General features: G+C 72.3%; 26 protein-coding genes. 5 read left to right on the forward strand and 21 right to left on the reverse strand.

Translation table 11 applies throughout. The annotated features are described in order from the left end of the window. Positions 1–38 precede the first annotated feature (38 nt). The 6 genes from OG509_RS41705 to OG509_RS41730 all read right to left on the reverse strand — a co-directional run bounded on the left by OG509_RS41705 (position 39) and on the right by OG509_RS41730 (position 6,391). Positions 39–860, reverse strand: coding sequence for a 4'-phosphopantetheinyl transferase superfamily protein (locus OG509_RS41705; RefSeq protein WP_331742505.1), 822 nt, complete (start codon positions 858–860; stop codon positions 39–41). Beyond that, positions 857–2,701, reverse strand: a complete 1,845-nt coding sequence (locus OG509_RS41710) for a polyketide synthase (RefSeq protein WP_331742507.1) — start codon at positions 2,699–2,701, stop codon at positions 857–859. The genes OG509_RS41705 and OG509_RS41710 overlap by 4 nt, the downstream gene beginning before the upstream one ends. 56 nt (positions 2,702–2,757) lie before the next feature. Continuing rightward, positions 2,758–3,576 carry an acyl carrier protein gene (locus OG509_RS41715; RefSeq protein WP_331742509.1) on the reverse strand — a complete coding sequence of 273 codons (819 nt, stop codon included), beginning with the start codon at positions 3,574–3,576 and terminating at the stop codon, positions 2,758–2,760. A gap of 76 nt (positions 3,577–3,652) precedes the next feature. Continuing rightward, positions 3,653–4,453, reverse strand: coding sequence for a ScbR family autoregulator-binding transcription factor (locus OG509_RS41720; RefSeq protein WP_331742512.1), 801 nt, complete (start codon positions 4,451–4,453; stop codon positions 3,653–3,655). A gap of 1 nt (position 4,454) precedes the next feature. Further along, positions 4,455–5,303: an AfsR/SARP family transcriptional regulator gene (locus tag OG509_RS41725; RefSeq protein WP_331742514.1), complete on the reverse strand. Its 849-nt coding sequence runs from the start codon at positions 5,301–5,303 to the stop codon at positions 4,455–4,457. Between the two features lie 407 nt (positions 5,304–5,710). Further along, on the reverse strand, positions 5,711–6,391 hold the full coding sequence (locus OG509_RS41730; RefSeq protein WP_406187920.1) for a ScbR family autoregulator-binding transcription factor: 681 nt from the start codon (positions 6,389–6,391) through the stop codon (positions 5,711–5,713). Positions 6,392–6,884: 493 nt separating this feature from the next. On the opposite strand from OG509_RS41730, the gene OG509_RS41735 reads away from it, so the two are divergent. Then, positions 6,885–7,838, forward strand: coding sequence for a ScbA/BarX family gamma-butyrolactone biosynthesis protein (locus OG509_RS41735; protein ID WP_331742520.1), 954 nt, complete (start codon positions 6,885–6,887; stop codon positions 7,836–7,838). A 77-nt stretch (positions 7,839–7,915) separates the two neighbouring features. On the opposite strand, the gene OG509_RS41740 is transcribed toward OG509_RS41735, so the two are convergent. Beyond that, entirely contained in the window at positions 7,916–8,758 is an 843-nt protein-coding gene (locus OG509_RS41740; protein WP_331742523.1) for an NAD(P)H-binding protein, read from the reverse strand. Between the two features lie 125 nt (positions 8,759–8,883). On the opposite strand from OG509_RS41740, the gene OG509_RS41745 reads away from it, so the two are divergent. Next, a complete protein-coding gene (locus tag OG509_RS41745; RefSeq protein WP_331742526.1) occupies positions 8,884–9,555 on the forward strand; it encodes a ScbR family autoregulator-binding transcription factor in 672 nt (223 codons plus the stop codon). 65 nt (positions 9,556–9,620) lie between these two features. Here OG509_RS41745 and OG509_RS41750 read toward each other — a convergent pair whose 3' ends face one another. From OG509_RS41750 to gdhA, 10 genes are all read right to left on the reverse strand, one after another. Continuing rightward, positions 9,621–11,132: an FAD-dependent monooxygenase gene (locus OG509_RS41750; protein WP_406187921.1), complete on the reverse strand. Its 1,512-nt coding sequence runs from the start codon at positions 11,130–11,132 to the stop codon at positions 9,621–9,623. 236 nt (positions 11,133–11,368) lie between these two features. Then, on the reverse strand, positions 11,369–11,758 hold the full coding sequence (locus tag OG509_RS41755) for a DUF6009 family protein (RefSeq protein ID WP_053692515.1): 390 nt from the start codon (positions 11,756–11,758) through the stop codon (positions 11,369–11,371). After that, positions 11,755–13,365 carry a phage/plasmid primase, P4 family gene (locus tag OG509_RS41760; RefSeq protein WP_406187922.1) on the reverse strand — a complete coding sequence of 537 codons (1,611 nt, stop codon included), beginning with the start codon at positions 13,363–13,365 and terminating at the stop codon, positions 11,755–11,757. The genes OG509_RS41755 and OG509_RS41760 overlap by 4 nt, the downstream gene beginning before the upstream one ends. Before the next feature lie 8 nt (positions 13,366–13,373). Then, entirely contained in the window at positions 13,374–14,486 is a 1,113-nt protein-coding gene (locus OG509_RS41765) for a bifunctional DNA primase/polymerase (RefSeq protein ID WP_331742536.1), read from the reverse strand. Between the two features lie 573 nt (positions 14,487–15,059). Continuing rightward, the gene (locus OG509_RS41770) at positions 15,060–15,848 is read right to left on the reverse strand and encodes an ABC transporter permease (RefSeq protein WP_331742539.1); all 789 of its coding nucleotides are present in this window, start codon (positions 15,846–15,848) and stop codon (positions 15,060–15,062) included. After that, positions 15,845–16,900 (reverse strand): ATP-binding cassette domain-containing protein, encoded by a 1,056-nt coding sequence (locus tag OG509_RS41775; RefSeq protein ID WP_331742542.1) that lies wholly within the window; start codon positions 16,898–16,900, stop codon positions 15,845–15,847. The genes OG509_RS41770 and OG509_RS41775 overlap by 4 nt, the downstream gene beginning before the upstream one ends. A gap of 63 nt (positions 16,901–16,963) precedes the next feature. Further along, positions 16,964–17,806 carry a DUF4097 family beta strand repeat-containing protein gene (locus OG509_RS41780; protein ID WP_331742545.1) on the reverse strand — a complete coding sequence of 281 codons (843 nt, stop codon included), beginning with the start codon at positions 17,804–17,806 and terminating at the stop codon, positions 16,964–16,966. An 86-nt stretch (positions 17,807–17,892) separates the two neighbouring features. Further along, the gene (locus tag OG509_RS41785; protein WP_331742549.1) at positions 17,893–18,411 is read right to left on the reverse strand and encodes a hypothetical protein; all 519 of its coding nucleotides are present in this window, start codon (positions 18,409–18,411) and stop codon (positions 17,893–17,895) included. Between the two features lie 231 nt (positions 18,412–18,642). Continuing rightward, positions 18,643–19,995, reverse strand: a complete 1,353-nt coding sequence (locus OG509_RS41790) for an AMP-binding protein (protein ID WP_331742777.1) — start codon at positions 19,993–19,995, stop codon at positions 18,643–18,645. A 58-nt stretch (positions 19,996–20,053) separates the two neighbouring features. Further along, on the reverse strand, positions 20,054–21,409 hold the full coding sequence (gene gdhA, locus OG509_RS41795) for an NADP-specific glutamate dehydrogenase (RefSeq protein WP_331742552.1): 1,356 nt from the start codon (positions 21,407–21,409) through the stop codon (positions 20,054–20,056). Between the two features lie 204 nt (positions 21,410–21,613). Between gdhA and OG509_RS41800 the strand changes: the two genes are divergently transcribed. Further along, complete coding sequence (locus OG509_RS41800) at positions 21,614–22,108, forward strand: anthrone oxygenase family protein (RefSeq protein WP_331742556.1); 495 nt, start codon at positions 21,614–21,616, stop codon at positions 22,106–22,108. Between the two features lie 17 nt (positions 22,109–22,125). On the opposite strand, the gene OG509_RS41805 is transcribed toward OG509_RS41800, so the two are convergent. Further along, positions 22,126–22,653, reverse strand: a complete 528-nt coding sequence (locus tag OG509_RS41805) for a DUF1772 domain-containing protein (RefSeq protein WP_331742559.1) — start codon at positions 22,651–22,653, stop codon at positions 22,126–22,128. Positions 22,654–22,735: 82 nt separating this feature from the next. Between OG509_RS41805 and OG509_RS41810 the strand changes: the two genes are divergently transcribed. Further along, positions 22,736–23,215, forward strand: a complete 480-nt coding sequence (locus OG509_RS41810; RefSeq protein WP_331742562.1) for a GNAT family N-acetyltransferase — start codon at positions 22,736–22,738, stop codon at positions 23,213–23,215. Here the strand turns inward: OG509_RS41810 and OG509_RS41815 are convergent. From OG509_RS41815 to OG509_RS41825, 3 genes are all read right to left on the reverse strand, one after another. Further along, a complete protein-coding gene (locus tag OG509_RS41815) occupies positions 23,212–24,225 on the reverse strand; it encodes an AraC family transcriptional regulator (RefSeq protein WP_331742565.1) in 1,014 nt (337 codons plus the stop codon). The two genes, OG509_RS41810 and OG509_RS41815, sit on opposite strands and share 4 nt — an antisense overlap. Before the next feature lie 40 nt (positions 24,226–24,265). Further along, complete coding sequence (locus OG509_RS41820; protein WP_331742567.1) at positions 24,266–25,102, reverse strand: NAD(P)H-binding protein; 837 nt, start codon at positions 25,100–25,102, stop codon at positions 24,266–24,268. Positions 25,103–25,183: 81 nt separating this feature from the next. Next, positions 25,184–25,399: a DUF4287 domain-containing protein gene (locus OG509_RS41825; RefSeq protein WP_331742571.1), complete on the reverse strand. Its 216-nt coding sequence runs from the start codon at positions 25,397–25,399 to the stop codon at positions 25,184–25,186. Between the two features lie 167 nt (positions 25,400–25,566). On the opposite strand from OG509_RS41825, the gene OG509_RS41830 reads away from it, so the two are divergent. Further along, complete coding sequence (locus tag OG509_RS41830) at positions 25,567–26,127, forward strand: flavoprotein (protein ID WP_331742574.1); 561 nt, start codon at positions 25,567–25,569, stop codon at positions 26,125–26,127. Positions 26,128–26,443 lie beyond the last annotated feature (316 nt).

The raw sequence follows: 26,443 nt of genomic DNA on the forward strand, positions 1-26,443 counted from the left end.
TTGAACCCGGGGTGCGCCGCCGGGACCTGCGGGACGGGTCAGATGCCCGTGGGGGCCGGTAGGACCAGGCGGCGGGGGGCTGCGCGGCCCCAGGGGAAGCCGTGGTGGAGGTGGACCGCCGGGGGGCGCTCGGCGTCGACCTCGACCGCCACCGCCGCCAGCACCTCCGGCACCGGCTCCACCTCCAGGAACCGCCACCGCTGCGCCGAGTCATCGGCCGGCGGCCGGAAGGACAGCACCCCCCGGTCCTCGGCCAGCACGAACGCGAAGGAGTCGAACGGCAGCCCCAGCCCCAGTCCCCGCGCCTTCGAGTACGCCTCCTTCAGCGTCCACAGCCGCAGCGCCCGCCGGTCCCGCGGCCGCCCCGGAGCGGCACTGGCGATCCAGTCCTGCTCCTCCCCGGAGAACGTCGCGATGATGTTGTCCAGCCCCCGCTCACCCCGGTCCAGCCGCTCCACGTCCACACCGATCCGCAGACCCCGCGCAACCCCCAGCAAGTTGTACGCGTTGGCGTGCGAAAGGTTGAAGTCCAGCGCATCGGCCCCCCGCGGCAGCCCCCCGGCCGGCGTCTGCAGGAACGGCCGGCCACGCGAGGACCGCCAGATGATCGCCTCGGCCTCCGGAATGCCGGTCTCCAGCGCGAGCACCCGCCGCACCAGCGCGTGCGCGACGAGGTACTGCCGGCGGTCGCGTTCGAACAGGAACCGGCCCGCCACCTCCTGCTCGTTCTCGTCCAGCCAGTACGAGGCCAACGTCGCGGCGATACCCGGCGCGAGGTCCTCGTTGGGGCAGAACCACAGGTTGACCGGGGCCGGCTCGTGCTCCCCCGGCCCCGCCGGGTCGAGCGGCAGCGCCGTCATACCGGCCCCTCCTCGCCGCCCAGCCACAGGGGTACCCGCAGGAACGCGGACGCGGGCAGCGGCGCCGCCCCCGCGGCGGACGACCCGCGAGCCGGCTCCAGCACCGCCCAGTCCACGTCCAGCCCCGACAGCCACAGGCCGCGCAGCTGGTGCAGGTGCCCGGCCTGCCAGAGCGCGGCGAGGTAGCCGTCGGTCTCCGGTACGGCTCCCAGCCCCAGCGGGTCGGCGCCGCCGCCGCGCAGATCGGCGCAGGGCGCCCCGTCCCGTACGAACTGCTCCAGGACCCGCAGCAGTTCGCCGGTGTCACCGACGACGGCCGCGAACCGGCAGTCCATGGCGGCCCGGCCCGTCCGCAGGGCGCGCGCGAGCGCGCCGAGCGGCGGCACCGGCCCGGTCCCGCCCAGCATCCGGGCGAACCGCCGCGCGGTGGCCGCCAGATGGGACGGGGTCGGGGCGGACAGCAAGAACAGCTCGGGACCCGCGGAATCCCGGTCCGGGGCCACACGCGGCTCGGCGGCGTCCGGCAGGTACTCCTCCAACACCACCTCCGCGTCCGCGCCCCCCGCACCCCGCACCCCGACGCAGATCCGCCGCGGCCCGCGCCCCTCGCTCTCCCAAGGCCGCGCCTCGACGCGCCCCGGCCCGGGGACCAGAACCCGGTGCCCCAGCTGCAGCACGGCCCGCGTCAGCACGGCGACCCCGGTGGCGGCGCCCGCGTCCCCCACGAGCACACGTACGGCCCCGGCATCCTCACGGACACCGACAGCCGCCCCATCCACCCCGGCAACCCGCAACGCCTCCCGCAACACCCGCCCCGCGGGCGCCCCGGCCCCGCCCGCACTCCCCGTACGGGTGCCCGCGGCCCGGGATCCGCGGCCCGGGCCGGAAGCGGTGGGGTCGGGTGCGGTGTGGCCGACCGCGCTGCCGCGGACCAGGCAGTGGACGCCGTCCCCGTCCGCCAAGGCCCGCGCCAGCGGCTTGAGCAGCAGCGCGCCCACGCCCTCGCCCGCGCCGGGGTGCCGGCTGGAGGGGTGCAGCAGCAGCCGTACGCCGCCGACGAGCGCGGCGGCGCACTCGCCGCGCTGAAGGGCGGCCACCGCGAGGTGCAGGGCGACGAGCACCGAGGACTCCGCGGTGTCCACCGACTGGCTGGGGCCGGTCAGACCGAGCAGGGCCGAGAGCCGGTTGGGCAGGCTCCACTGGCCGCCCCGCGGCATCGGACGGGACCCCTCGCGCCGCCAGGTCCGGGCGGCGAGCAGCGCGTAGTCCCCGGGCCCGGCGCCGGTGAACACCCCGACGCTGCGCGGCGTCCCGTCGGCGGCGGTCAGCGCGTCGAGGCGGGACCCGGTGCAGCCGGCGTCCTCCAGGGCCTCCCAGGCGGTTTCGAGGAACAGCCGCTCCTGGGGGTCCATCAGGGCGGCTTCGTGCACGTCGATCCCGAAGAACTCCGGGTCGAAGTCCTGTACGCGCTCCAGGTAGTGGCCGGGCTCGTCCCCGGGCCGGCCGGGCGGCGGAGTCGAGGCGCTGTCGTACCCGGCGCGCGCCTGCCGCCAGAACGCGGCCAGGTCGGGCGCCCCCGGATAACGGCCGGCCATCCCGACGACGGCGACCGGCTGCGCGACCGGCTCGCCGACCGGCTGCACGTCCCGCGCGGGAGCCTCCGGCCCGGTCACGGAGGACGGCTCCGGCCGAGGGTCCGGCAGTGTGAGGACGACGGGTCCCGCCCCGGTGGCGGCGGCGACGGTCCCGGCGGCACCTGCGGCGCCGGTCAGCAGCGCGGCCACCTGGGCCCGGTCCAGATGGCCGCTCTTGAACCGGGTCAGGACTTCCTTCTCGTCCATCTGGACGTGCTCCTTTTTGAAAATGTCTGGTGGATCAGGCCGGACGCCACATGGCTTCAGCCGCGACGGCCGAGCAGTACGAGAGCCTCGTCCACGGTGAGCCGGTCGTCGCGGATCGCGTCCAGCAGGACGTCGAGGTCGCCGCCCGGAAGCGGCCGTACGACGGGTGCCGGGGCCGGGGCAGCCGGGGCGTGTGCGGCCTGCGCGGCCTGTGCGGCCTGGACCGCCTGCGCCGCCGCCCCCGTCCGCGTCGCGATGTACGCGGCCATGGCGGCCAGGTTCGGGTGCTCGTACAGCAGGACGGACCGCTCCTGCAGGCCGAAGCTGCGGTTGACGACCGCGATGAACTCCGCGCCCACCATCGAGTCGACACCGAGCACGTTGAACGCGGCCGTGGTGTTGATGTCCCATGGGTCGCAGCACAGGATCCCCGCGAGCTGCTCGCGCAGCACCTCCGCGATCCGGGTCGCCGCGGCGGCCGCGGGCGACTGCCGGGCGGCGGCGGAAGCGGAACTGGAGGAACCGGAGGAAGCAGAAGCGGACGAGACGGCGACCGGCGCCTCGTACCCCGCCGCCGCAACGGGAGCGGCAACCGGCGCAGGCGCGGCAGCGGCGCTGCCGGCCGCACTGCTCGCCGCCCGCGCGACCTCGCGCGCGAAGGACACCGGGGTCGGGAAGTCGTAGAGGTCGGTCGCGCGCACGCGCAGTCCGTACCGGGTGTTGACGACGGCGACGAACTCCACGACCAGCAGGGAGTCGAGCCCCATGGACTGGAAGGTCTGCTCGGGGTCGATCTTCTCCGGCTTGACCCGCAGGACGTCGCCGAGCACTCCGATGAGGTCGGTCAGTACGTCCGCAGGATGGTCCATCGTCATCGCAGGCTCCTCCAAGCCGTCGGGTGGCACACGGTCACGATCACAGTCGCGGTCACGATCACAGTCACGGCCGCGGTCACGCGCTGCTGCCGGAGAACGCCGGACGGGGCGGGCAGTGCGCGCTCTCGCCCCGTACGTCCGCCACCCGCCGCGGCGCCGTGTCGGGATCCGGCATCCCGAGCCGGAACTGCCGTTCCGCACCCTCCGGCACCAGGCTCGGCAGCAGCAGCGACCACAGCCCCGACACCCGGCGCTGCAGCTCGGCGTACGGCATTCCTGTGGCCGCCAGCGCCTCGATGCCGCAGGCCGCCGCGGCGACCAGGGATTCGATGCTCTCCCAGCGGCCCTCGGCGCGCAGTTCGCCCGCGTCCCGGGCCTCGCACAGCAGCCCGCAGACCTCCGCGAGCCAGATGCGGTGGAAGTCGGTGGCGAGCGCGGGCAGTCCCGCGCACTCCTTGGTGATGCGGAAGCTGGCCGGAATCGCCGGTTCCTCACGCAGATTGAGCGCGAGCCAGTGCGTCGTGTCGACCAGGATCTGGAGCGGGGAGCTGCCGGATGCGCGCAGTTCGCGCACCGCCTCGCGCAGCAGCTCGCAGCCGCGCAGCTGGACCGCCTCCGCCAGTTCGTCCTTGGAGGCGAAGTGGAAGTACAGCGCCCCCTTGGTCACTCCGGCGAACGAGGCGATCTCCAGGAGCGTCGCGTTCGCGTAGCCGTTGCGGTGGAACATCTCGGCGCCCGCGTGCACGAGCTTCCTGCGGGTCCGCTCCGACCTCTCCTGCACGGCGCTGCCTCCTCGGCCCGTGGTCCGGGCGCGCTTGCGGCCCCGGGTCCCGGTCCCGGCCGCGTTCCCGGTGTCGGTGTCGCGTGCGGCGGCCATCTCAGCCCACGCGTACGAGTCGCTCGCTGTTGGTCTCCGCCGCCACCGGAGTCTCGGGGCTGGCCATGAGGATCGAGCGCTGCAGCCGGCGCAGGGCGGCCGACGGCTCCAGCCCGAGCTCGCGTACGAGCGTGGCGCGCAGCCGCTGGTAGACGTCGAGGGCCTCGCCGCGCCGGCCGGAGCGGTGCAGGGCCAGCATGAACTGGCCGTGCAGGTTCTCGTGGGTGCGGTAGCGGCTGGCCAGCACGGTGAGTTCGGCCAGCAGTTCGCGGTGCCGCCCGATCCTCAGATCGGCCTCGATGCGCTGGTCGAGCGCACAGAGCCGGGTCTCCTCCAGCCGCCGCGTCTCCATGTCCAGCTGGATTCCGCCGTGTACGTCGGCGAATGCCGGTCCGGACCACAGCGACAGCGCCTCGCGCAGCAGCCGGGCCGCGCCCGGGAAGTCGCCCGCGTCCATCGCCCGGTAGCCCATGCCGGCGAGCCGGTCGAACTCGCGGACGTCGCTGGTGCCGCCGCCGCTGTTGAGCAGGTAGCCGCCGGGCAGCGTGACGAGCACGTCCTTGGCGGTACGCCGCCCCGCGGGGGCCGCTTCGCCCTCGCCGCCGCCCTCGCCCTGCTCCAGGGCGGTCGCGATGAGGGCCCGCAGCTGCAGGACGTACGTCTGCAGTGTGGTCCGCGCGCTGCGCGGCGGTGCCCCCTGCCACAGTTCCTCTATCAGAGCCGACACCGGAACGACCTGGTCGGCATGGAGCGCCAGCAGCGCCAGCACCTGTCGCGGCTTCGGGGCGGTCGGCGTAACGGAGATTCCGCGTTCCCGCACCGCCAGTGTGCCCAGTACTTCGATGTCCACGCCGTACTCCCCTGTCCGTGGATGAGCCTCCGCCAGTAAAAAACAGGACCGGCGGTTTGTCAATACGAAACCGACCGCGCTGTTTTGTTTCTTAGTCCAGCTAACGAACCCTCAAAACACGGTTCTGACCTGCATTTTTGTCGGACCGTCAGACTCCGGCGGCCGCTGCAGCCCCACTCCGCACTCTCTCCAGAACAGCCCTAGATTTGGCAAAACAAACCGCGAAGTCCGCGTACGAACAGGGTGAACACCCGGGTGCGCCCCACCCGTTCACCACGAACGGAAGCGCCCCGGCCCCCGCGCTCGTACGCGAAGGACCGGGGCACCACCCCGCCACCACGCGAGGGACCAGAGGGACCAGAGGGACCAGGAAGGACTGGAGGGACCAGAGGGACCGGGCGCGATGACTACAGCGACCGCCGGGCCGTCCCGGCGGCCTCGAAACCGGCGAGCCGGTCCGCCGGTACGAGCGTCGGCAGCAGCAGCCGCCAGAACCGGGTCACCGTCGCCGCCGACAGCCACACCCCGTCCCGTACGGCGAGCACCTCGAAGCCCACGGTCGCCGCCACCACGGCGGTCACCACGTCCCCGGCCGCCGCCTCGGGACGCAACTCGCCCTCCGCCTCCGCCTGCCGCAGCGTCTCCTCGACCCAGCGGCGCCAGCGTTCGCGCAGGTCACCCGGGCGCGGCCGGGACAGCTCGCCGCTCAGTGCGAACCCGGCCCGCAGCACCGGGTCGGCGCGCAGCGCCCCCGCGAGCCCGTGGGTGACGTCGACGAGGAGCTGCACCCGGCTCGCCCCGGCCGGGAGCTCACCCCCCTCCGCATCCGCACGCGCATCCCCCGTGAGCTCCAGCAGCCGGGTCAGCGCCGCCTCCTCCACGGCGTTCGCCAGTGCGGCCTTGCTGGGGAAGTGGAAGTGCAGCGCCCCGTTGCTCACCCCGGCCAGCGAACTGATCGCGGTGAGCGAGGCCACCGAGAAGCCGTCCCGATCGAAGGTCTCGGCTGCGGACCGGATCAGGGTTTCGCGCGTACGCGCCGCGCGTTCCTGTTTGACCATCGACTGCTCCGTCACTGCGAGGGGTGCCACGCCCGCGAAGGCGGGCCGGCGGGTGCTTGCTCCGGAGCTTCGCGAGGCGGCCGCTCACTCCGGACCTCACTATAACAAACCGTCTGTGCGGTTTTCGCGAGGAAGGCCCTTACGCCTTACCTTCGGCTCAAGCCGGACCAAAGACGACCGAAGATCGGACCGAGCCGACCGAAGACATTCGGACACCATTGATCGGCAGACTTGAGAATCGCTCTGATGGCACTCGACTCACCCGGGACCGCGAAAGGTGACCCAGGGCGCGACTAGAGTGGGACGAGGCCGAGAGGACCCGCTCCGACCAGCGGAAACGCGATATTCGGAAGGAAATCATCCGCCGTTCGCACGAACGGACGGTCGGATACCGCTAGAAATTAAACCGGTTGGTATGTATCTTTCCCGCCAGAGGCAACAAGCCCTTCTCGCCAGCGGAGCCCCAGGGGGAGCAATGTCTGCGAGCACGTTTCAAGTTGAACTAACTGGGTTCGACAGAGAAATGACGCGACGGGCCACTTGGGCTTCGGCCAGTCGCCCCGCAATCCTCTCCACATGGACCACGACGGTCCCCAAGGAATTAGTGCACCGAGCCGCCGTGGCCGAGGTCATGCTCACCGACTGGGAGCGCCAGGACGACACCCACTTCACCGTCACCGCCCAATGGCCCCGCAGCCACAGCTTCTTCATACCCGTGCACGGCACCCACCATGACCCCCTCATGGCCGTGGAGACCTTCCGCCAGGTCGGCGCCCTCCTCGGCCACGCCGAGTTCGGCGTCCCGTTCGGGCACCAGTTCCTGATGCGCGACCTCAGCATCGCGGTGCGGCCCGAGCAGCTCGTCGTGGGCAGCGCCCCCGCCTCCATCGACATCGAGGTCACCTGCACCGACGTACGGCGCCGCGGCAGCCGGCTGGCCGGACTGCGCTACGAGGCCGCCCTGCGCCGCGACGGCGAACTGGCGGCGACCGCGGCCGCCTCGTACACGTGCATCGCGCCCACCGTCTACGAGCGGCTGCGCGGCGACCGCACCCTGAGCGGCGAGGAGCGCCGCCTGCCGCTCACCGCCCCGGCGGCCCCGCAGAGCGTGGGACGCGTCTCGCCCATGGACGTCGTCCTCTCCCCCACCGATCAGCCGAACCGCTGGTTCCTGCGGGCGGACACCCGCCATCCGGTGCTGTTCGACCACCCCGTCGACCACGTACCGGGCATGGCACTGCTCGAAGCCGCCCGGCAGGCCGCATCCGCCGTGCTGGGACATTCCGCTTTCCTTCCGCTCGGCATGGACAGCACCTTCGAGCGGTATGCGGAACTGGACGCTCCGTGCGTCATCGAGGCGCGCACGCTGCCCCGTGAAGCCGTACCCGAGGGCCGGGAGGCCGTCGTGGTCACCGGTCATCAGAACGGCAGCCCCGTCTTCAGCTCCACCGTGTCCGCGGCGTCGTACGACGTCTGACAGCCCGGGAGGCGTCCGACAGCCCGAGAGCCGTCCGACAATCCGGGAGCCGGCGCCGGCGGGACGGCGCGGCACCGTCACGCGAAAGCACCCAGGTGATCCCTCGCCCACGCGTGGAAGGAGCCGGCAGGACGGCCGAGCAACACGGGCACCGTCCCGTCCACCTGGGCCTTCACCCCCGCGCGCTGCCGCTGCGCGCTCTCCAGCAGCGCCTCGACGAGGTCGTGCGGGTACCTCCCCCGCAGCGCCGCCCGCGCCTGCTCCGGGCCCAGTTCCTCGAAGCGCAGCGGACGGCCCAGCAACTGCGCGAGCTGCGCGGTCTGCTGGGCCGCGGTGATCGCCTCCGGCCCGGTCAGCGTGTACGAACGCCCCGCGTGCCCGTCCCCGGTGAGAGCCCGTACCGCCACGTCCGCGATGTCGCGCGGATCCACGCACGCGTTGCCCAGCGGCCCGCACAGCGCCCGTACCACCCGCTCCGCGCGCACCGTCGCCGCCCAGGACAGGGTGTTGGACATGAACGAGCGCGGGCGCAGCAGCGTCCATTCCATCCCCGAGCCGCGCAGCAGCTCCTCGTTCCCGCGCTGCCACCGGGTGATCAGGTCATCGGCCCCGGGATCCGCCACGGCCGCGGCGGACAGTTTCACGATGTGCCGTACGTCGGCCGACCGCGCGGCCCGGATGAACCGCGCATCCCCGTCGCCGCCGATGTCCGCGGTCACCAGGAAGGCCGCGCTCACGCCGCGCAGGGCCCGTACGAGCGACCGCCGGTCCCGGTAGTCGCCGTGGACGGCCTCCGCAGGCGCACGGAGGCCCACAATCCGTTCCGGATTTCTCGACATGACGCGAAACCGCAGGTCGGCAGGGAGTCTTCGGACCACTTCGCGTCCGACCGTCCCCGTGGCCCCCGTGACCAGAATCATGACCTTCCCTCCCTGACCTGACATTTTTCCGCGACCGGCCACCAGCCGACGGCCATCACCCGCTGTAAGATACGAACTGGGCGGTTTTTTTACATGCCCCATGAACAGAGGAGGGAGGAGGCAACGTGGCTGAGCAAGTCCGGGCCATCCGCACTCGACAGGCGATCCTTACCGCGGCGGCCAAGGTCTTCGAGGAGTACGGCTACCAAGCCGCCACGATCTCCCAGATCCTCACCGAGGCCGGGGTGACCAAGGGCGCGCTGTACTTCCACTTCCAGTCCAAGGACGACCTGGCCCAGGGGGTCCTCGCCGAGCAGGACCAGCGGATCATGGTCCCCGAGCGGGCCTCCAAGGTGCAGGAGATCGTGGACATGGTGATGCTCCACGCCTACCGCCTGCAGACCGATCCCATGGTCCGCGCCGGCGTACGGCTCACCATGGACCAGCTTGCCCAGGGGCTCGACCGCAGCGGCCCGTTCGTACGCTGGGCCGAGGTCGTCACCGTCACGCTCCAGAAGGCCCAGCAGCAGGGCGAGCTGCTGCCCCACGTCGTACCCGAAGAGACCGCCGACGTCATCGTGGGAACGTTCGCGGGCGTCCAGTCCATGTCCCAGGCCATCTGCGACTACCGCGACCTGGCGGCCCGGACCTCCGCGCTGGTGCGCCACCTGCTCCCCAGCGTCGCCGTCTCCTCCGTCCTCGCCTCGCTCGCCCTCGACGAGAGCCGCGGAGGCGCGGTCTACGCCGAAGCCCTCAAGGCGGCGGACGCCCTGGAACTCGCGACCACCCCCGGCTGACCCCGGGCGGGAGCCGGAGCCGCCGCCCGGCCCGCCGGACCCACGCACCGGGCGGCGGTACGCCGTCACCGGCACCCCGTACGGGCGCCCCTGGCGAAGTACACCGACAGCGCGTCGGCCAGGTCCGCGCCGCCCGGCGCCCACGCGATGTAGCCGTCGGGCCGCACCAGCAGGGCCTCGTACGGCACGTCGGGCGTGGGCCGGGCGCGCACCACGCGCAGGATCCCGTCCCAGTCCCGCGCCTCCTCGCGGTGGCCCGCGCCCTTCTCGCCGAGGAGCAGCAGCAGCGGCCGGCCGCCCTGGAGCAGCCGGATGACGTCCGTCTCGCCGGTCGAGGTGGTCAGTACGGCGTTGTGCAGAAACGTTCCTGCACTCGGGCAGGAACGTCCGGCACGCGCCGGGAGCACCGCCGGGAGCACCGTGTCCTGCGCGCTGATGAGGCCGCCGAGGTGCCCCTGGGCCCCCTCCTGCGCCAGCAGCCCCGAGAACACCCCGCGCAGGGCATCGAGCTCGGGCCCCGGCCGCATCAGCGCGAGCTGGGCCCGGGTGTTCTCGATGACCCGCCGGGCGACCGGCCTGCGCTCCGCGTCGTACGTGCCGAGCAGGTCCGGGCCCGCCTCCCCGCGCACCGCGAGCGCCAGCTTCCAGGCCAGGTTGAGGGCGTCGAGCACCCCGGTGCTCAGGCCCTGCCCGCCGATCGGGAAGTGCACGTGCGCCGCGTCCCCCACCAGGAAGACCCGCCCCTCGCGGAAGGTCCGCGCCAGCCGGGAGAAATCGCTGAACCGGCCGAGCCAGCGCGCCTCCCCCATCGCGATCTCGCGTCCGGCGATCCAGGACACCTCGCGGCGCAGCTCCTCCGACGTGGGCGGCAGGTGCCGGTCGGCGTGCGCCCCGGCGCAGTTGAGCGTCCGGATGTGCGTCCTGCCCTCGGCGTCGCCCTTGGCCACGATCCAGCCGCGCGGGGTCCGGTGCCAGCCCGGGGCCAGCGCGTCCGGTTCGGCGAGCCTGACGGCGCCCATCAGCGCGGAGATCGTGGCCGGATGGGTGTCGGAGGCGATGCCCGCCCGTTCGCGGACCGTACTGCGCGCACCGTCCGCCCCCACCACGTACCGCACCTCGTACGCGACCGGCCCCTGCGGCCCCTCGGCCGTGATCCGGACCCCGTCCGCCTCCTCGTCCTGGACCACCCCGGTCACCCGGTGCTCCCGCAGGATCCGCGCACCCGCCTCCCGGGCCCGCTCCTCGAACTGCCGCTCCAGCTGCGCCTGAGGGCACTTGAGGATCGGCTCCGGCTCGGTCTCGGGCGCGGTGATGAACAGGCCGGGCAGCCCGGCGAAGTGGAAGGGGCTCCCGGTCCGGGCGCCCCGGGCACCGGCGTACGGGGCGGCCGGCGCCGGCAGATGGCCGCGCCGGGCCAGGCACTGCACGGCCCGGGCGTGCAGCGTGGTCGCCTTGGGCCGCTCGGACACGTCGGCCCGGGATTCGAGGAGCACCGTGTCGACTCCGTACGCGGCCAACTCGGCCGCCACGAGCATCCCGACGGGCCCCCCGCCCACCACCGCCACCTGCGCCCGCATACGACGTTCCCCCTGCACAGCGGTGCCCTCCCCCGTTGACGACCCCTCAGGCCGAAAATATACCGGGTGGCCCGTTTCTTTTCCAAGGAAGAGACGCAAAGGAGGGAGCAAGGCGCTCGGGGACGCGAGCCGTACGAGGGATCAAGGCCCGCGCGAGGAGCCACGGCAGGGAACCACGGCAAGGAACCACCACAAGCGACCACGGCAAGGAACCGAGGAGCCAAGGAGCTACGGAGCTACGGAAGGAGCCCGCGCACCGCCGAGGACATCGGCCCGCCCTCCGAACGCTCCGTCTTGCGCCCCTTGTTGCCCGGTGCCAGCGTCCGGGCGTCCACCGCCTCGGCCGGCGCCCCCGTCGCGTACAGCCCCTCCGGGGCGGTGTCCCGGTCGTGCGGCAGCAGCCAGAACACCCGCCGCCGGAAGGTGCCGGAGGAACGCGACGGCTTCGCCTTCGGCCCCAGCAGCGCGTACCCGACCATCCGCCCGTCGCGGTGGTACGCGGGCCGCCCGCGCCGCGTCGGCAGCCGGTCCAGGCTCTGGCGGACGTAGTCGAGCCTGCTGATGTCCTCGAGCCAGACGAGGTCCACTTCGTGGACGATCTCGTCTTCTGCGATGAGGGCGCTCACACTGTCTCCTCGTCCGCGAGCAGGCCGATGCCCGGGTAGTACTTGCGCTGGTTGGACAGGATCATTTCCTTCGGCGAGGCCAGTCCCACCGACTCGCGTACGCGCGCCGCGAAGGCCCGGGAAGAGATCGCCGGGGCGCCCTCATTCTGGCACCAGCCCCTGTAGGCCGCGTAGAGCTGTGCTTGTTCCGCCCTCAGATCGGCCTCCAGCCGGCAGGTCTCGCCGATGAAGCGCCCGGTGTGGTCCTCGGTCTCCGCGTACGCCGTCGTCGCGATGCGGACCCGCTCCGGCCCCGTGAGGTCCCGGTCGCCGCCGAGGTAGCGACGGGCGCCGTCGATGAGCCAGTTGAGGATGCCCGGACCCTCCTGGGTGACGAGGACGTCCGCCAGGTTGTCGATCTTGCGGTCGTCGGAGACGACCCGCTCGAACGGGATCAGCCGCATGCGCCGCCAGAACGCGAATCCGCCGGTGCCGACCTCGGGCCGGTGGTTGCCCAGCAGCCACATCTTGTGCGTCGGCTCGAAGCTGAAGAAGTCCTGGCGCATCCGGCGCGCCTTGATGCGGTCGCCGCCCGTCAGCAGTTTGACGCGGGCCTCGTCGAAGCGGTCGCCCGGCTTGACCTCGCTGCACACGATCACGCGGCGGCCGTGCAGTTCGGCGAGGTCGGTCGGGTGCCCCTCGTACGGGCGCGACATCAGGAACCCGGGGGGCGCCGCGTCCGCGTAGTCCCCGAGCAGCTTCATCAGGACGTCCAGCAGTACGGACTTGCCGTTCTTGCCGGAGCCGAACAGGAACGGCATCACCTGGGCGCCGACGTCCCCGGTGACCGAGTAGCCGAGCAGCAGCTGGAGGAAGTCGATCATCTCCGCGCCCTCCGGCCCCTCACCGAAGGTGTCGGTCAGGAAGCGGTTCCAGCGGGGCGTGGGCATCTGCTGCGGCGCCGCCGAGGTGGAGCGGGAGTGGAAGTCCTTCGTGGGCTCGGCGGGGCGGATGTGCCCGCTGCGCAGGTCCACGACACCGGCGGGCGTGCACAGCGCGTACGGATCGGCGTCCAGGCGCGCGGCGTTGAGCACCATGCCCGGGGCGGACTTCGCCTGGGTGAGCATGGCGTTCATCCCGCTGGTGCTGAGCGTGCGGCGGCGGTGCTGCTGGAGCGCGGCCGCGGGGTGGACGCCCCGGGGGTCGGTGGTGGCTATGGACTCCGCGAGGTCGCCCGCGGACCACATGACGGTGTCGTCCTCGTCGATCTGCCAGCGCGTGCCGTCCCAGCGGAACCAGCCGATCCCGGGAACGTGCCGGTAGTCGTTGCGGTAGAGCTTGACGAACAGTTTGGCGTTGCCCCGGTCGGTGAGCGTGTCGGGCAGCAGCCCGTCGGCCGTCGCCTCGCCGCCCGCCACCGCCAGGGCCTCCAAGGTGCCCAGCGCCGCCTCTCCCGGGCCGCTGTCGGCCGTCTCCCGGCCTGTCGGGTATCCGGCGGGCTCCAGGGACTCCTGGGAGCCTCGGGGCGCCGGTACGGGCTGCGCGAGGATCTGCGCCGCGACGGCCTGTACGTCGAAATCGGGCTCCACGTCGAAACCGGCCAGCAATCCGTCGTTCTCCGGCCTCACATGCGGCCTCACACGCGGCCTCGGAGGGCCAGCGGGCGCGCCAGGCCCGCACTCAGCCCGCCGCGGATGATGGCGCGGCAGCGGCGCTCCTGCCCGGGGCGGGCCGCTCCGGCCGCGTCCTCCAGGGCCCGCAGGGCCTCCGCCTCGGTGACGTGCCCGGCGGCGACGAGTCCCCCGGCGGTGTAGGCGGCGCGGTTCAACTTCTCGGAGAACGCGGCCCCTTCGGCCGTCGCGGCGCAGCCGGCGACCTCGGCCAGCACTCCCGCCAGGACCCGGTCCGACGCCGCCCGTCCCCCGCCCGCCGCGATGACGGCCTGCCGGGCCCGGGGCGGCACGGGCCGGGGCCCGGGAACGGCCTCGGCGGGCAGGTGCCCGGTGCGCTCCAGTTCCCCGGCGAGCCAGAGCGGCAGCGGCGCGGGCATCCGTACGGACCCGAGCGGCCGGTAGACCCCGGCGGGGGTCACGGTCCCCGGGGCCACGATGTACCCGCCGTGCGCCCGTACGTCGACCTGCCAGGCCAGCGCCCGGCCGCTGCCCGACCCGGCGGAGCACTGCCACCGCCGGCCGCCCTCGCCCCGGTACCAGACGTGCAGGCCCCCGGACGGGGTCCGTACGCGCAGGGTCGTCTCGTCGTCCGCCGGGCTCGTGGCACCGCGTAACGCGGCCAGCACGCCCAGGGTGTGGAACCCGTTGGCCAGACCGGTCAGGTCGACGGTGTCGGCGATGGGGATGCCCGGCAGCAGCCGTTCGCGGCCGGGGAGTTCCGTCGCGTGCGCGTCGATGTCGATGACCACGAGGCCCGCCGGACCGGTGGCGACGCCGACCCCGAGATCGGGCCGCGCACCCCACCACTGGCGGATCCGCTCGCAGTCGAGCGTGGCGGCATGGAACCCGTGGCACCAGCGGCCCGCCCGCAGGCAGTCGCAGGCGCCCCGGTCGTGGCCCGCCGCGCGGCAGGCGTCGCAGTTGCCCACGGGCGTCTTGCGGCCCGGCGCAAGAGGGTGAACCGGCCACCCCTGGCGCGCGCACCACGTGGCAGTCGTCAGAGGCTGCGACACGACCGCTGCAGCTCTCGTGAACTGCCTTGGGTCGCTGCGCGAAACCCGCAGCTCAGCTGCCATTCACTTCCCCCATCAGCGACTGAAGCGACTCAACGCCCAACAACAGATTAGCGAAACCACTGGGTGCCGAGAGGCATATGGGCCAGAACAGATGTACGTGTCCACGATCAGCCCCAGCGACTGAGCGACTGAACGGACAGCGACTCAGTCTCGTTCGGTCGCTCGTTGAGTAGCTCACAGAACACCAGGTCACAGCCCTGTGCAAGGCAAAACAGCGACTGAAGCGACTGAAGACCCCTATATATGACGCGCACACGCGCATGCGCACGCGCACGCCAATGTCTCCATATACCCGGACCTTGAGTCGCTTCAGTCGCTGTTTCCTTCAACCAGCGCCTCTGACCTGCACTTTCTCTCCCGCTCTCCGAGCGACCGAAGAGTCGCTCAGTCGCTTTCCTTCAGTCGCTGCCCCCGGCTCCGCGTCTTCCGGGCCCTCTTGAGCCCCCCTGAACCCCGGCTCCAGCGGGAAGCGAGCAGCGACTGAACGCCGAGCCCCCGGAACGCGCCCGAGGGCGGCGTACGCCGACGTGGTGTCGGGGTACGCCGCCCTCGGGGCGGGAGGAGCTGTGGCGGCTACTTCGGGTCGCGGTTGAAGACCGCCTTCGACCAGAAGTAGCCGAGCACGGAGAGGGCCAGGCACCAGCCGAGCGCGAGCCACCCGTTGTTGCCGATCTCGGTACCGAGCAGCAGCCCGCGAAGGGTCTCGATGGCCGGCGTGAACGGCTGATACTGGGCGATCGGCTGGAACCAGCCCGGCATCGCGTCGACCGGGACGAAGGCGCTGGAGATGAGCGGGAGGAAGATCAGCGGCAGCGCGTTGTTGCTGGCCGCCTCGGCGTTCGGGCTGACCATCCCCATCCCGACCGCGATCCAGGTGAGCGCCAGGGCGAACATCGTGAGCAGCCCGAACGCCGCGAGCCACTCCAGGGCCGTGGCGTCCACGGAGCGGAAGCCGATGGCCACGCCCACGGCCCCCACGAGGACCACGCTGGCGACCGACTGCAGCACGCTGCCGATGACGTGCCCGACGAGCACCGAGCCGCGGTGGATCGCCATCGTGCGGAAGCGGGCGATGATGCCCTCGGTCATGTCGTTGGAGACGGACACCGCGGTGCCGATGGTGGTGGAGCCGACGGTCATCAGCAGGAGGCCCGGTACGAGGTAGGCGATGTACGCGGAGCGGTCGGCGCCGCCGCCCATGCCCGCGCTCATCACGTCGCCGAAGATGTAGACGAAGAGCAGCAGCATCATGATCGGCGTCAGCAGCAGGTTCAGCGTGAGGGACGGGTAGCGCCGCGCGTGCAGGAGGTTGCGGCGCAGCATCGTGGACGAGTCGCGGACGGCGAGGGTGAGCGAGCTCATCGGGCAGTCTCCTTCGGCTGGTTCGGCTGGTTCGGCTGGGTGGTCTGGTTGGTCTGGTTGGTCTGGTTCGGCCGGGCGGTCCGGTCGGTGCCGCCGGTCAGGGCGAAGAACACGTCGTCGAGGTCGGGGGTGTGCACGGTCAGCTCGTCCGCCTCGATGCCGGTGGAGTCCAGCCAGTCGAGGAGGGAGCGCAGCTCGCGCTGGCTGCCGTCACTGGGGATCTGCAGCGACAGCGCCTCGTCGTCCCGGGTGACCTCGCGCAGTGCGAGGGCGGCGTTGCGGTACGCGGCCGGGTCGGAGAAGCGGAGCCGGACGTGTCCGCCGGGGATCAGGCGCTTGAGCTCCTCGGCGGTGCCCTCGGCCGCGATCCTGCCGTTGTTGAGCACGGCGATGCGGTCGGCGAGCTCGTCCGCCTCGTCCAGGTACTGCGTGGTGAGGAAGACGGTGACGCCGCCCGTGACCAGCTCGCGGATGATCTGCCACATGTTGTGGCGGCTGCGCGGGTCGAGACCGGTGGTCGGCTCGTCGAGGAAGATGATCCGCGGATTGCCGACCAGCGTCATGGCGATGTCGAGGCGGCGCTTCATGCCGCCGGAGTACGTGGAGGCGGGCTTCTTCGCGGCCTCCACCAGGTCGAAGCGCTCCAGCAGCTCGGCGGCGACGCGCCGCCCCTCGCTGCGGGAGAGGTGGTGCAGGTCCGCCATGAGGAGCATGTTCTCCTCACCGGTGATCAGACCGTCGACGGCGGAGAACTGCCCGGTGACGCCGATCGCGGCGCGCACCCCGTCCGGTGACGTGGCGATGTCGTGGCCCGCGACCCGGGCCTGCCCGCCGTCGGCGGTGATGAGCGTGGACAGGATCTTCACGACGGTGGTCTTGCCGGCACCGTTGGGCCCGAGCAGCGCGAACACGGACCCGGCCGGGATGTGCAGGTCGACGCCGTCGAGGACGGTCTTGTCACCGTACGACTTGCGCAGACCGGTGGTGGAGACGGCGGCGGGCGAGGCGTGACCGCCGCCCTGCCTGGGCATGGACATGTCAGAAGAAGGCATGAGGCCCTCCATTCGAAGGCTGAAGTGAGCGGGAGACGGCGCCGGTCGAGAGGGGGAAGGGGCTCAGGCCTTGGCGCGGCGGACGTCGATGTTGCCGTGCCGGGTGCGGGCGCGGACCTGGACGGTCTCCTCGGTCCCCTCCGGGGTCTCGGAGGGGGTGAGCGCGTTGCGCACCTGGCCGGAGGTCGAGCTGACGTCGAGCCAGGCGGCCGTGCCCTCGCGGACGCCGACCTCGATGGCGCCGTACGAGGTCTCCAGCTGGACGGTGCCGCGGACCACTTCGCCGACGCGCAGGGTGCCGTGGGCGGTGGTGGCGGTGACCGAGTCCTCCGCGCGCCGGATCTCGATGTCGCCGTTGGCTCCGCTCACCCGCAGCTCGCCGGTCGCGGCGCCGACGGTCGTGGTGCCGTGCGAGTTCTTCAGGACGGCGGGCCCGTCGACGAGGCCGACGCGCAGGCTGCCGGAGCTGGTGGTGATCTCGGCCGTGCCCTCGACCCGGTCGACGGTGATGGATCCGTGCGAGGCCTTCAGGTACAGCGGCCCGGTGGTGTCGAGGCGGACGTCGCCGGACGAGGTCTTCACGCGGACCTCGCCGAGCCGGCCCTCACCGAGCACCTGGGTCCAGGAGCCGGTCATGTCGATGCGCGAGCCCGTGGGCAGGTCGACCGTCACGTCGACGACGCCGGTGCGGCCGAACATGTTGGACTTGGGCGTCCTGACGGTCAGTACGCCGCCCGAGTACGCGACCTCGGTCTGCTCGGCCGTCCGCACGTCCAGGTCCTTCTTCGGGTCGCGGGGGCGCACCTCGACGACGGTGTCGGTGCGGTCGCCCGCGGCGAACTGGATGGAACCGGCCTCCACGCGCGCCGTGGCCGAGATCGGTTCGGGAGTATCGAAAGAAGGCATGGCTGTCCCGTCCTCTTGGGTCTGTGGGTGAAGTGGTGCGGGTGAAGTGGTGCCAGTGACGTGGTGCGGTGCGGGCAGGGGCGCGGCTAGCGCACCCAGCCCGTGATGCTCTGCCCGACGGTCCGGGTCTTCTCCGCCGGCCGGGGCCGGGTGCCGCCGTCGACCGCGGCCGACACGGCCCGTACCAGCCAGGCGTTGACCGACAGGCCCTCGCGGTTGGCGGCCTCCTCGGCGCGCGCCTTGAGGTGGGCCGGCAGGCGCAGGTTGACGCGGGCGGTGCCGCCCTCGTCGCCGTCGGCCGCGATCGGGCTCGGAAGCGGCTCGAAGGGCGCGTCCGGCTCGGCGGGGGCGCCGCCCTCGGTGGGCGGCAGCGTCACCACGAAGTCGGGGTCCAGTCCGCGCAGCCGTACGTCGACCGAGCCGGGGGCGAGCTCGCGGGTGATCTCGTCCATGGCGGCGGAGAGCACGTTGAGCATGGTCAGGCGGGTCGCCGACTCCAGAGGAGCAGTGAGCCGCTCGGCCAGCCGGCGGGCATCTTCCCCGCCGGCTTCGGCGGCCACCGCGAGTTCGCGGCGGAGGTTGTCGACATAGGGCGTGAGGTCCATGGCTCAATGATGGCACCACTGTGGCGCCACAAGCAAGCCCCGATGGCACCGGACATGGCGCCGGGCCCGAGAAACCCGGCCCCACCTGCGAAAACGTAGAGGAAAATCCCTGCGCCACGCTGGCGCCACGCACGCTCAGGCACCCTCGGAGACGTGAAATGGCACCACCCGACACCATCTGGTGCCAGGTGATGCCAGGTGGTGCCACGACGACGCCACACCGCGCCGCCGTCAGTGGGCCTGCGGGTCGAACTCCCCCGTCAGCAGCAGCTTCTTCTGCGGCTTGCCCATCGCGTTGCGCGGGATCGCCGCCACGAACCGCACCTCCCGCGGCCGCTTGTGCGCGGACAGGTACGCGGCGACGAAGTCCGTGAGCTCCGCCCCCGTCACCCCCTGCGCCACCACGAACGCCACGACCCGCTGCCCCAGGTCCGCGTCCGGCACCCCCACCACCGCCGCCTCGCTCACCGCGGGGTGGTCCAGCAACGCGTTCTCGATCTCCCCGGCGCCGATCCGGTACCCGCCCGACTTGATCATGTCGATGGAGGCCCGCCCCACGATCCGGTGCACGCCGTCCACCTCGTCCACGGCCGCGATGTCGCCCGTACGGAACCACCCGTCCTCGGTGTACGCGGCCGCCGTGGCCTCCGGCCGGCCCAGGTACCCGGCGAACAACGTCGGCCCGGTCAGCTGGAGTTCCCCGATCTCGGCGCCCGGCTCGGCCGCGATCCGGGTACGGATCCCCGGCAGCGGGGTGCCGACCGTACCGGGCCGGACCTCGCCGCCCGCCCGCCCGCTGACCGTGATCAGCGTCTCCGTCATCCCGTACCGCTCCACCGGCCGCAGCCCGGTCAGCCGCTCCAGGTCCCGGAACACGGGCGCGGGCAGCGCCGCGCTGCCCGAGACCAGCAGGCGGGCCCCGGACAGCGCGCCCGCGGCCTCCTGGTCCGCGGCGATACGGGACCACACGGTCGGCACCCCGAAGTACAGGCTCCCGCCCGCCGCCGCATACGCCTCCGGCGTCGGGCGCCCGGTGTGCACGAGCCGGCTGCCCGTGCGCAGGGCCCCGAGGACGCCGAGCACGAGCCCGTGCACGTGGAACAGCGGCAGGCCGTGCACGAGGGTGTCCTCGGCGCTCCACTGCCAGGCTCCGGCGAGCGCGTCCAGGTCGGCGGCGAGCGCGGCGCCGGTCAGCACCACGCCCTTGGGCGCGCCCGTGGTCCCGGAGGTGTACAGCACCAGCGCCGGGTCCTCGGGCGCGGCCGCGGACCCGGTCCAGTCGGAGCGCCGGGCGAAGTCCACCTCCACGAGCTCGGCCCCGGAGTCCCGCAGGATGTGCTCGCGCTCGCTGGGTCCCGCGTCGGGCGGCAGCGGTACGAACGGCACCCCGGCCAGCAGCCCCCCGACCGCGGCGGCGACGGTCTCCAGGGAGGCCGTCGCGGTCATCGCGAAGGACTTCGCCCCGGCCACATCGGCGGCCACCGCCCGCGCCGCGCCCAGCAGTTCCTCGTACGAGGCGCCGCGCCCCGCGACGGAGATCGCGTCCTTCCGATCCCCGTACACCCCGTCCAACGCCGTCAGCACGGTCACGTCCCCCTCGGTGTTCACTCCGGCAGCTCGGCCCCAGGCTACGGCCCGGCGGTCAGATGACGCCCTGGGCGAGCATCGCGTCGGCGACCCGCTCGAAGCCGGCGATGTTGGCGCCCGCCACGTAGTCGCCCGGGGTCCCGTACCGCTCGGCGGTCTCGTACGCGACCGCGTGGATCGAGCGCATGATGCCCGCGAGTTCGTCCTCGACGCGCTGCGCGCTCCAGGCGATGCGGGCGGCGTTCTGGCTCATCTCCAGGGCGCTGACGGCGACCCCGCCCGCGTTGGCGGCCTTGCCGGGCCCGAACGCGACCCCGGCCTCCTGCAGGATCCGTACCGCCTGCGGGGTGGTCGGCATGTTGGCGCCCTCGGAGACCGCCTTGGCCCCGTTCGCGATGAGCGTCCGGGCGTCCTGGCCGTCCAGTTCGTTCTGCGTGGCGGACGGGAACGCCACGTCCGCCGGGACCTCCCAGACCCGCCCGCCCTGCACGTACCGCGCCGAGGAGCCGCGCCGCTGCGCGTACTCGCTCACCCGCCCGCGCTCGACCTCCTTGATCTGCTTCAGCAGCGCGAGGTCGATGCCCTTGTCGTCGACGACGTAGCCGTGGGAGTCCGAGCAGGTCAGCGGGTTCGCGCCGAGCTGCTGGAGCTTCTCGATCGTGTACAGCGCGACGTTGCCCGAGCCGGAGACCACCGCCGACAGCCCGTCCAGCGACTCGCCCCGCACCTTGAGCATCTCGGCGGCGAACAGGACGCTGCCGTAGCCGGTGGCCTGCGGCCGGATCGCGGAGCCGCCCCAGCCCGCTCCCTTGCCGGTCAGGACGCCGGCCTCCCAGCGGTTGGTGATGCGCCGGTACTGGCCGAACAGGTAGCCGATCTCGCGGCCGCCGACGCCGATGTCCCCCGCGGGCACGTCGGTGTGCTCGCCGATGTGCCGGTGCAGCTCGGTCATGAACGACTGGCAGAACCGCATGACCTCGGCGTCCGAGCGGCCGCGCGGGTCGAAGTCGCTGCCGCCCTTGCCGCCGCCGATCCCCAGCCCCGTCAGCGCGTTCTTGAAGATCTGCTCGAAGCCCAGGAACTTCACCACACCGATGTCCACGGAGGGGTGGAAGCGGAGACCGCCCTTGTACGGGCCCAGCGCACTGTTGAACTCGACGCGGTAGCCGCGGTTGACGTGGACCCGGCCCCGGTCGTCCTGCCACGGCACCCGGAACACGATCTGCCGCTCCGGCTCCGTCAGCCGCTCCACCAACGCCACCGCCGGATCCGCGTACTCGGGCCGGGCGGCGAAGACGGGTGCCAGCGTCTCCAGGACCTCCCGCACCGCCTGGTGGAACTCCGGCTGCGCGGGGTTGCGGCGCTCGATCTCGGCCCGCAGTGCTTCCAGCCTGTCCTTCGAGTCCTTCACGTGTGTCCTCCAGGGAGTGCGCGGTGCGCAGACGACGGCAGGTGGATGCATGGTGCCAGCAGGTCCGCGAGAACCGGTCGTTTCCCGGCAGAGTTGTGGCGTGGACACACACTTTCCGAGGACTCCTCCACCGTACGATCAGCGCCTTGACCATTCGATGACCCGTAAACGACCGCAAGCAGACCTCAGCAGGGGGAACCGGACGTGGACGTCGCACGACTCGCCGCACTCATCGCCGCGACCATCACCACGGGCCTGATGGCGGGCCTGTTCTTCGCCTTCGACGTGTCCGTGATGCCTGCGCTGCGGCGCTCGGACGACCGGACGGCCATCGAGGTGATGCAGCGCGTCAACGTCGCCATCATCAACGGCCTGTTCATGACCGCCTTCCTCGGCTCCCTGCTGCTGACGGCCCTCGCCCTGGTCCTGCACCTCGCCTCCGGCGCGGGCTCCGTCGCGCCGCCGCTGATCGCCGCGCTCGTCGCGTACGCCCTCCAGCTCGGTGTCACGGGCAGGATCAACATCCCGCTCAACAACGCCCTGGAGCAGGCCGGCCCCGTCGAGCGCATCGCCGACCCGGCCGCCGTCCGGCAGGCCTTCGCATCACGCTGGGTGCCGGCCAACCACTGGCGGACGCTGCTGTGCACGGTCGCCCTCGGCTGCCTGGCCTGGGCCCTGGTCCTGAGCGGCCGCCTCTGACGGGGGCCGGCGGCCCTTCACCGCGCGGTGGCCCGCCCGTACAGCACCAGCGCCCGCGCGAGGGCGACCAGCGCCGCCGTACAGCACACCGTGCGCACGATGTTGGTGGCGACCCAGGTCCCCTTGAACCGGTCCACGATCGAGAAGTCGGTCAGCCGGGCCGCGTCGCCCGCGTCCGCGAGCTCGTTGTTCAGCGGGATGTTCACGGTGAACGTGATCACCAGGACGACGAGGTACAGCACGGCCGCCGCCCCCACCCACAGCGCGACCCCGCGCCGGCCCTTGCGCAGTTCCACGGCCGTCGAGGCGACGGCGGCGAGCAGCGCCACCACGAAGACGGTGCCGAACAGCCCGTTCCCGTCGATGACGGCGTTGATGTTCTGCATCGCGGTGACGTACGTCCGCTCGTCGCCCCGTGCCAGCCCCGGCATCACCGAGACGTCGAAGGCGAAGAACAGGCCCGCCATCAGGCCCACGAGCACGGTCGAGACCATGAGCAGGACGGTCGCGATCCGGCTGCCGCCACCTGCGGTGTTCGTCTGCATGAGAAGCTCCTTCCACTGGTACCGATCCCACCTCGGAACATCCGCTGACGGCGCGGGACACGCCCTCGGTTAGGGTGCGGCCATGAGCACCTCCGCACTCCGCCTGGAGCCGGTCACCGCAGCCAACTTCGATGCTGTGTGCGCGGTCCAGGTACGGCCCGACCAGACCCGTCTCGTCTCCCCCGTCGTCAAGTCCCTCGCCGAGGCCTACGTCCACGGGGACACCGCCTGGCCGCGCGCGGTCGTCGACGGCGACGAGGTGGTCGGGTTCGTCATGGCCTTCGTCGACATCGCCTGGGACCCGGAGCGCGACCCCGCCGACATCCGCTCGGGTATCTGGCGCCTGAACGTCTCCGCCGCCCACCAGGCCAAGGGCTACGGCCGCTTCGCGGTCCAGGCCGTCACCGCCGAGCTCCGCCGCCGCGGCTCCGACCGCGCGTACGTGACCTGGGAGCCCGGCCCCGGCACGCCCGAGCCGTTCTACCTGGGCCTGGGCTTCCAGCTCACCGGCGAGCTGAGCGGCGGCCAGACCGTGGCCGTACTGGACCTCCCGCCGGCCTAAGTCGTCGGCAGGACCACCGTGCGCGAGGGCGGCGGCGCGGCGGCAGCCTCCACCAGGGGCACCGACGCGGCCGCCGCCCCCGTACGGAACTCCTGCGGGCTCACGCCCCGTACCCGCTTGAAGGCCGTCGACAGCGCGAACGCCGACCCGTACCCCACCCGCCGGGCCACCGTCGCCACCGTGGCGTCCGGCTCCCGCAGCAGATCGGCCGCCAGCGCCAGCCGCCATCCCGTCAGGTACGCCATCGGCGGCTCCCCCACCAGCTCCGTGAACCGCCGCGCCAGCGAGGCTCGCGAGACCCCGGCCTTGTGCGCGAGCTCCTCCACCGTCCAGCCGTGGGCCGGGTTCTCGTGCAGCAGCCGCAGCGCCCGGCCGACCACCGGATCGCCCTGCGCCCGGTACCAGCCCGGGGCCCCCGAGTCGGGATCCGCGAGCCACGTGCGCAGCACCCCGATCAGCAGCAGGTCCAACAGCCGGTCCAGGACGAGCTCCTGGCCCGGCTCGTCCCGGGAGATCTCCGAGGCGAGCAGCCCGATCAGCGTGGCGTCCGCGGCCGCCGCCGGCCGGACCACGACCGTCGGCAGCGCGCCCAGCAGCCGGCGGCCGATCTCGCTCGGCGCCTGGTACGTGCCGCTCAGCATCACCGCCGACCCGGGCTGCTGGAACTCCGCGCCCCACGTGCGCACGCCCAGCGCCATGCTCTCGGTGACGTCCTCGCCGCCCTCGGTGCTGCACCGCTGGTCCGGGTCCACCCTGATCTGCACCGGCGTGTCCGGGGAGTCGGCGATCGTGTACGGCTCGGGTCCCCGTACGACGGCCACGTCCCCGGGGCCGATCCGTACGGGCTCGCCGCCGTCGGGGAGCAGCCAGCTCGATCCGTGCACCATCGTGGCCACCGACAGCGGGGCCCGGTCCTCGATCCGTACCGCCCAGGGCGGGTTGAAGACGGTCTTGAGGAGGAAGGCACCCCGGGCCTTGGGGCCTTCGAGGAGACCGGTCAGCGTGTCCATGGGACCATCCTCCCCCGCGAGCCCGGCCCGTGCCGGAAACTCAAACCTCCCAGACACCGCTCGCCGCCGCCTCGCGCGCGTAGTCGGCGAAGTCCTTCGGCTTCCGGCCGAGCACCTCCTCCACCCCGTGCACCAGATGCGCGTTGCGCCCGTCCAGGATCTGCCCGAACAGGTCGGCGAACTCCTGCGGCAGGCCGTTCTCGCGGAGCACCGCCCGGTACTCCGCGTCCGAGACGGGCACGTACGCGATCTCGCGCCCCGTCGCCTTCGACAGCTCGGCGGCGACGTCGGCGAAGCTGATCAGCCGCGGTCCGGACAGCTCGTACGTCCGGCCGATGTGCCGGTCGTCGGTGAGCGCGGCCACCACCACGTCGGCGATGTCGTCGGTGTCGACGAAGGCCTCGACGGCGTCCGCGGTGGGCAGGGCGATCTCCCCGGCCCGTACGGGCTCCAGGAAGAAGTCCTCGTCGAAGTTCTGGTTGAACCAGCTGGCCCGGACGACCGTCCAGTCCGCCCCGGAGACCTCCAGTCGCTCCTCCGCACGCCGAGCGGCCTCCTCGCCCCGGCCGGACAGCAGGACCAGCCGGACCGCCCCGGCGGCCACGGCCGCCTCCGAGAACGCCCCGACCTGCTCGGCGGCCCCGGGAAAGCCGAGGTCCGGGTGGTAGGTCACGTACACCCGGTCGATGCCCTCCAGCGCCGGGCCCCAGGTCCCGGGTACGTTCCAGTCGAAGGCGGGAGCCCCGGTCCGCGACCCGATCCGTACGGGACGCCCCTGGACGCGGAGCTTCTGCGCGACGCGCCGCCCGGTCTTGCCGTTCCCTCCGATGACGAGGGTGGCGGCCGAATCATCCGTAGATGCGTGTGTCTGTGTCATGACTCAAGTCAAGCCCGCCGCGACGAGACGCGACATCGCCGAAAAGCTCAACTTCATACGCGAGCGTCCACGGGCGGCGGCTCAGGCCCGTCCCGCGTCCTCGCCGAGGGTGTGCGCGACGAGGGCGTTGGCGTGGCCGTGGCCCACTGCGTGCTCGGCCTTGAGCCAGGAGACGAGCTCCATGTGCTTGGTCAGCGGCGAGGACCGGATCAGGTCCTTCCACTCCGCGACGGGGCGCCCGTACTTCTTCTCGATCGAAGGGAAGTAACTGGCGGGGCCCTTAGCCGGCTTGTCCATCTCCACATGCTCCTGTCGCACTTGGTGCCATCCTCTGTCCAGGGGTAGACCCCGCCCCGGCCCAAAACTCATCGCCGCTCCGCGAAAAAGACTCGTGCTTCGCTCAAAGTGGCCGATCGCAGTCCCTCAACTAGGGTCGAGATCAAGCAATGTGATCACATGTCGGTATGACCCCCACGAGGACTCTCTACCTGCTCTGCTCCGCCGCCCCGCCCGTCTTCGACGTGGCCCACGTGATCGAGGACGCCCAGTCCCGCGGCTGGGACGTCTGCCTCGGCCTCACGCCCACCGCCGCGCACTGGCTCTCCGGAAGCCTCGACGGCCTGGCCGCCCTGACCGGCCACCCCGTGCGATGGCAGTACAAACTCCCGGGCGAGCCAGACGTATGGCCGGCCGCCGACGCCCTGCTCTTCGCCCCGGCCACCTTCAACTCCCTCAACGCCTGGGCCCTCGGCCTCACGGACCGCTTCGCCGTCGGCGTCGCCGCCGAGGCGATCGGCAAGGGCACCCCCGTGGTCACCATGCCCTGCATGAACGCCGCCCTCGCCGCCCACCCGCAGTTCGACCAGTCCCTGGCCACCCTGCGCGGCGCCGGCGTCACCGTCCTCTACGGCGAGGGCGGCTTCGTCCCCGGCCCGGCCGGCCCCGACGCCCCGCCCCACTTCCCCTGGCCGACGGCACTCACAGCCCTGGACTCCGCGACCACCCCGCACACCGCGGACCGTTAACGGCGTTAACGGCGTTAACGCCGGGGCTCCACCCGGCCGGACTCTGGGGCCAGGCCGGACCGTTAACGCCGTTAACGCCGTTAACGCCGAAGGCTGCCCGCCCCACACATCCAGGGGGCCGGGGTCCGACCGTTAACGGCGTTAACGCCGTTAACGCCGTCGAAGGCTTCAGCTCCTACAAACCGTCAGTCGCCCGCCACTAAAAAGTACTTGTCGACTGGTTTTCTTTGGCGTCACCCGACTAGATTGAACCTTGTACCAGCCCTGGCCGCGGCAGCGGGCCCAGGGCCCGCACACCAGCAACGACGAGCGGCAA

The sequence above is a fragment of the Streptomyces sp. NBC_01006 genome (assembly GCF_045162725.1).
Lineage (GTDB): Bacteria > Actinomycetota > Actinomycetes > Streptomycetales > Streptomycetaceae > Streptomyces.

Bases quoted from the DNA above. Each gene is read 5' to 3' on its own strand.
- OG509_RS41705 (WP_331742505.1), bottom strand. From the start codon at position 860: ATGACGGCGCTGCCGCTCGACCCGGCGGGGCCGGGGGAGCACGAGCCG.
- OG509_RS41710 (WP_331742507.1), bottom strand. From the start codon at position 2,701: ATGGACGAGAAGGAAGTCCTGACCCGGTTCAAGAGCGGCCATCTGGAC.
- OG509_RS41715 (WP_331742509.1), bottom strand. From the start codon at position 3,576: ATGACGATGGACCATCCTGCGGACGTACTGACCGACCTCATCGGAGTG.
- OG509_RS41720 (WP_331742512.1), bottom strand. From the start codon at position 4,453: ATGGCCGCCGCACGCGACACCGACACCGGGAACGCGGCCGGGACCGGG.
- OG509_RS41735 (WP_331742520.1), top strand. From the start codon at position 6,885: ATGACGCGACGGGCCACTTGGGCTTCGGCCAGTCGCCCCGCAATCCTC.
- OG509_RS41740 (WP_331742523.1), bottom strand. From the start codon at position 8,758: ATGATTCTGGTCACGGGGGCCACGGGGACGGTCGGACGCGAAGTGGTC.
- OG509_RS41750 (WP_406187921.1), bottom strand. From the start codon at position 11,132: ATGCGGGCGCAGGTGGCGGTGGTGGGCGGGGGGCCCGTCGGGATGCTC.
- OG509_RS41765 (WP_331742536.1), bottom strand. From the start codon at position 14,486: ATGGCAGCTGAGCTGCGGGTTTCGCGCAGCGACCCAAGGCAGTTCACG.
- OG509_RS41770 (WP_331742539.1), bottom strand. From the start codon at position 15,848: ATGAGCTCGCTCACCCTCGCCGTCCGCGACTCGTCCACGATGCTGCGC.
- OG509_RS41775 (WP_331742542.1), bottom strand. From the start codon at position 16,900: ATGCCTTCTTCTGACATGTCCATGCCCAGGCAGGGCGGCGGTCACGCC.
- OG509_RS41780 (WP_331742545.1), bottom strand. From the start codon at position 17,806: ATGCCTTCTTTCGATACTCCCGAACCGATCTCGGCCACGGCGCGCGTG.
- OG509_RS41785 (WP_331742549.1), bottom strand. From the start codon at position 18,411: ATGGACCTCACGCCCTATGTCGACAACCTCCGCCGCGAACTCGCGGTG.
- OG509_RS41805 (WP_331742559.1), bottom strand. From the start codon at position 22,653: ATGCAGACGAACACCGCAGGTGGCGGCAGCCGGATCGCGACCGTCCTG.
- OG509_RS41810 (WP_331742562.1), top strand. From the start codon at position 22,736: ATGAGCACCTCCGCACTCCGCCTGGAGCCGGTCACCGCAGCCAACTTC.
- OG509_RS41815 (WP_331742565.1), bottom strand. From the start codon at position 24,225: ATGGACACGCTGACCGGTCTCCTCGAAGGCCCCAAGGCCCGGGGTGCC.
- OG509_RS41820 (WP_331742567.1), bottom strand. From the start codon at position 25,102: ATGACACAGACACACGCATCTACGGATGATTCGGCCGCCACCCTCGTC.
- OG509_RS41825 (WP_331742571.1), bottom strand. From the start codon at position 25,399: ATGGACAAGCCGGCTAAGGGCCCCGCCAGTTACTTCCCTTCGATCGAG.
- OG509_RS41830 (WP_331742574.1), top strand. From the start codon at position 25,567: ATGACCCCCACGAGGACTCTCTACCTGCTCTGCTCCGCCGCCCCGCCC.